Origin of the sequence: Mesorhizobium sp. M7A.F.Ca.CA.002.09.1.1 (assembly GCF_003998555.1) — a bacterium.
Lineage (GTDB): Bacteria > Pseudomonadota > Alphaproteobacteria > Rhizobiales > Rhizobiaceae > Mesorhizobium > Mesorhizobium ciceri.
The window spans coordinates 1-4,489 of sequence record NZ_RZRR01000445.1 but is presented as its reverse complement, the minus strand read 5'-3'; the positions used below and the strand labels follow the sequence as shown (position 1 = coordinate 4,489).

Here is a 4,489-nt window from a genome sequence, read left to right as displayed (position 1 = left end):
ACCCAGGTGCCGCTCAGCGACGGCACCGCGCAAGGCAGGTTCTGGAAGATCGGTGTCAATTCGCTGCCGGTTTTCTCGCAGCGATAGGTCTGCCCGCCCTGGCACAATTCATCGCCTTCGCGCGCGCACTGGGCGCTGGCTTCGCCCGCAGCGGCGAACATCGTCATGGCTGCTATGACGGCCCCAAGCCTGCCCATCTTCCCCCTCCCGTTCAGAGCGCGCAATCTAAGGCAATTCCGATCCAATGTATCGACGAGATCGTCATCGAGGCCGAACAGCACCGGGCGGGTGGCTCTATGCCTTCTGCCCAGCGCCGATAGCCTACTGATCTTGCCTTGCGTGACAGGAAGCCCCAATGAGCCACACGGCGACGACACAGGACGAGAAGCAACTGCCCGTGGTTGGCGACCGCCATGTCGACCCGCATTCCTACCCCGACGGCATCGCCTTTCTCGACGGCCAATACCTGCCGATGTCGCAGGCCAAGATCTCGGTGCTGGACTGGGGTTTTCTGCATTCCGACGCAACCTACGACACCGTGCATGTCTGGAACGGCCGCTTCTTCCGCCTCGATCTGCATCTCGACCGCTTCCTCGGCGGGCTGGAAAAGCTGCGCATGACCATTCCCTTCGACCGCGACGGCGTGACCGAAATCTTGCACAATTGCGTAGCGCTGTCCGGTCATCGCGCCGCCTATGTCGAAATGCTGTGCACGCGCGGCGCCTCTCCGACCTTCAGCCGCGACCCGCGCCAGGCGGTCAACCGCTTCATGGCCTTCGCCGTGCCGTTCGGCTCGGTCGCCAATGCCGAGCAGCTGCAGCGCGGCCTGCGCGTCGCCATCAGCGACAAGATGCGTATTCCGCCGGCCTCGATCGACCCGGCGATCAAGAATTACCACTGGCTCGATCTGGTGCGCGGCCTCTACGATGCCTATGACCGCGGTGCAGAGACCGCGTTGCTCCTCGACTTCAACGGCAATGTCGCCGAAGGCCCGGGCTTCAACGTCTTCTGCGTCAAGGACGGCAAACTGTCGACGCCGGCCACCGGCGTGCTGCCCGGCGTCACCCGCCGCACCGTCTTCGATCTCTGTGCAGAAGAAGGCCTTGCCGCCACGGCGACCGATCTCAGCGTCACCGCATTGCGCGAGGCCGACGAGGTATTCATCACCTCCACTGCGGGCGGCATCATGCCGGTGACGGAGATCGACGGCGCGGCGATCGCCAATGGCAAGGTCGGACCGATCACCAGCCGGCTGATGGCGCGCTACTGGCAAAAGCACGAGGACCCGGCCTGGTCGTCTCAGGTGAATTATCTCCGATAATTCAGGCGTCTTTGTCAAAAGATTCCCGTCGCCTCTGGAAAATCAGAGGATCGACCGTATATGCCCGAAAGCGGAGAAGCCTCCGCTTTCATCCAAAATCACGCCCGCAGGGGCAAGGACTCCAAGATCATGACAAACAAGGTTTGGTTCATCACCGGATCGTCGAAGGGCTTTGGCCGCGTCTGGGCCGAGGCTGCACTCGCCCGAGGCGACCGCGTCGCGGCAACCGCCCGCGATGCTGGCACCCTCGCCGATCTCGTCGAGAAATACGGCGACAGGATTGCCGCGATAAAGCTCGACGTCACCGACAAGAAAGCCGTCGATGCCGCTGTCGCCGAGGCGCACAAGCGTTTTGGCCGGCTCGACGTCGTCATCAACAATGCCGGCTACGGCCATTTCGGCGCCATCGAGGAGGTCAGCGAACAGGAAGCTCGCGACCAGATCGAAACCAATGTCTTCGGCGCTCTGTGGGTCACTCAGGCCGCACTGCCGATCATGCGGGCACAGCGTTCCGGCCACATCATCCAGATCTCGTCGATCGGCGGCGTCAATGCCTTTGCCTCGCTCGGCCTCTACCACGCCTCGAAATGGGCGCTGGAGGCCTTCAGCCAGTCGCTCAGCATCGAGGTCGCGGAATTCGGCATCCATGTGACGCTGGTCGAGCCGGGCGGTTTCTCCACCGACTGGGCCGGGCCGTCGGCCAAGGTATCCCAACCGATCGAGGCCTATGCGCCCGCCCGTGCCAAGATGGCCGAGCGCCGCGCCAATTCGGTCGCCGGCGATCCAGACGCCACCGGGCCGGCCATGCTGGCCATTGTCGACGCCGCCGAGCCGCCGCTGCGGGTATTCTTCGGCGATGGCGGCCTGCCGATGATCAAGCAGGAATACGCCAACCGCATTGCCACCTGGGAGAAGTGGGACGACGTTTCCATCATGGCGCAAGGCGTGAAGAAGAACCGCAAGGGCTGAAGTCCAGCGCTTTTGCTGCGCCGCTCCATGGGCGGCGTAGCCGGCCCTCAGGCTTGATAAATCCACTGCTCCGGCACGCGCAGCGATATCTCTTCGCCTGCCCTAACCGTGCCTGGCTTCTCTACCCAGGTGACAATGCCGCGCAGCCGCTTCGCCGCTTTCGGGAACAGCAGAGCGCCGGCTTCGACGTCGGCCATTCCGGCGTTCTCCGCGATCGACCGGCCGGCGATGCGGCACGGACCATTCTGCGCGTCGACCTTGACTGTCACGCCGCCCTTGAAGAACAGCAGCGTGCCGGCCGGCAGCATGGAGAGGTTCGGCACCCCTTCGATCACAAGATTGGCGCCGATCCACTCCGGCCTGATCTCGGCCAGGCGCATGCGCTCGGCGACGATGGCGAGTTCATCCGCTGCCACGATCGACAGCTGCCGTTCGTTGCGCATTTCAGTGCCGCGCGGATACCAGGGCTCGCGCCCGCCCGAGCGCCGTGTCGGCCCGGCATGGAAATCGCCTGAAATGCCGTCGAAACCCAGCCGCAATTCGTCCACCGGGCGCGTCTGAAAATGATCCGCCGGCGCCACGTAAAGCGCTGCCGCCCTGGCGGCAAGCTTTCGCGCGGCAATGATTTCAACCGGCTTTTCAGCCTCGGGGAAGAGATCCGGCATGGCGTTCTTTCTATTCGTCATCCAGCGAATTAGCCGGGCGCGCTTCGCGGCGTCCAGTCGAAAGTGCTGATCGTCCGATCAACAGCACCGATAGGATCGCGATCACGCTTTTCTTACCTGTCATCGATCTCGCACCGCATTGCCGGCGCGCGGTGCCGGTTTCATAGTGACGTCCAGACGGTTTGCGGAGGCTGATCATGCGACCTGTGACGGCAATCACGTTGCTTTGGTTGATCTGGGCAGGAAGCTGGGCCGTCGCCGCTTTGTGGTCCGACCCTGCCCAGAAGCGCGCCGGGTTCAAGGCGGAGGCCCGCTATCGGGGTCTCTGGATAGCCGGCGCGGTGCTGCTGTTCATTCCGGCGCACGGCTATGAAGGCCGGCTCAGGCTGTGGATGCCTGATCTCCCCGAAGCCTGGATCTGTGTCGCCCTGATCGCCATCGGCATCGCCTTTGCCTGGTGGGCGCGCCTGCATCTCGGCAGGCTGTGGTCGGGCACCATCACCGCCAAGGCCGGGCACCGTGTCGTCAACACCGGCCCGTATGGCCTTGTCCGGCATCCGATCTACACCGGATTGCTGCTGGCGATCCTCGCCACCATGGCAGCCAAGGGCACCATGTGGGGCATAGCCGGAACCGCGCTGCTCATCATCGGCATCGTGACGAAAGCCAGGCTGGAAGAAAATTTCCTGCGCGGCGAACTGGGCAGCGCCTATGACGACTATGCCGCGCGCGTTCCGATGCTGGTGCCGTTCGCACCAGCATGACGCGGCAGCCTCAAAGCATTCTCAGCAGCGCGCCGCCGATCGAATAGCCCGCGCCGAAGGCGCAGATCAGACCGAAATCGCCCGGCTTCATATCGGCGTGGTTCTCCGACAGCGCGACGATGGCCCCGGCGCCCGCCGTGTTGCCCAGCCGCTCCAGCACCATTGGCGCGCGGTCGTGATCGACCTCGTGGCCGAACGACAGCTTCAGGATCATCGCATTCATCCGCGCATTGGCCTGATGCAGCCAGAAGCGCCTGATCGCCTGCGGCGTCAGCCCGTGCTCGGCGAGGAATTCGACGATGAATTTCTGCCCGGCGACGGTGACTTCCTTGAACACCTTGTTGCCGACCTGCTTGATCAGGTTGCCTTCCAGATTGATCATGTAGGGATCATCCTGGGCGGTGCGGGTATGGTAGCCCAGATTGGTGCGGATGTTGTTCGACATCTGCGTCCAGATGCGCGTGTCGAGCACCTCGAAGCGCCCCGGCCGCTTGTCGCCCTTGGCCAGGCCTTCGACCACCATCGACACCGAAGCGTCGCCGAAAATGAAATGCGTCTGCCGGTCGCGGAAATTGAGATGGCCGGTGATGATCTCGGGCGTCGTCACCAGAATGCGCTTGTGCGCGCCCGACCGCACCAAATTGACGGCGATGTGCAAGGCCGCCGCCGCCGAAGAACAGCCGAGCCCCATGTCGAAGCCTGCGCCCTTCGTGCCCAGCGCCTCCTGCATTTCGATGGCGATCGCCGGATAGGGCCGCTGGTGATGCTGT

At 63.7% G+C, this 4,489-nt stretch carries 5 protein-coding genes and 1 pseudogene; 3 read left to right on the top strand and 3 right to left on the bottom strand.

Annotation, left to right across the window (positions count from 1 at the left end):
• Window positions 1-197: pseudogene (locus tag EN994_RS19275) on the bottom strand (hypothetical protein); the annotation flags it as partial.
• Window positions 198-355: 158 nt separating this feature from the next.
• On the opposite strand from EN994_RS19275, the gene EN994_RS19270 reads away from it, so the two are divergent.
• Window positions 356-1,321, top strand: coding sequence for a D-amino acid aminotransferase (locus tag EN994_RS19270; RefSeq protein WP_063168493.1), 966 nt, complete (start codon window positions 356-358; stop codon window positions 1,319-1,321).
• Between the two features lie 129 nt (window positions 1,322-1,450).
• Window positions 1,451-2,290 (top strand): SDR family oxidoreductase, encoded by an 840-nt coding sequence (locus tag EN994_RS19265; protein WP_063170269.1) that lies wholly within the window; start codon window positions 1,451-1,453, stop codon window positions 2,288-2,290.
• Window positions 2,291-2,337: 47 nt separating this feature from the next.
• On the opposite strand, the gene EN994_RS19260 is transcribed toward EN994_RS19265, so the two are convergent.
• A complete protein-coding gene (locus EN994_RS19260) occupies window positions 2,338-2,955 on the bottom strand; it encodes an MOSC domain-containing protein (RefSeq protein ID WP_063168494.1) in 618 nt (205 codons plus the stop codon).
• A 197-nt stretch (window positions 2,956-3,152) separates the two neighbouring features.
• Here EN994_RS19260 and EN994_RS19255 point away from each other — a divergent pair, with 197 nt between their 5' ends.
• Entirely contained in the window at window positions 3,153-3,719 is a 567-nt protein-coding gene (locus tag EN994_RS19255) for an isoprenylcysteine carboxylmethyltransferase family protein (protein ID WP_063168495.1), read from the top strand.
• 10 nt (window positions 3,720-3,729) lie between these two features.
• Here EN994_RS19255 and EN994_RS19250 read toward each other — a convergent pair.
• A partial coding sequence (locus EN994_RS19250) for a beta-ketoacyl-ACP synthase III (protein ID WP_127307725.1) occupies window positions 3,730-4,489 on the bottom strand: 760 nt, incomplete at its 5' end.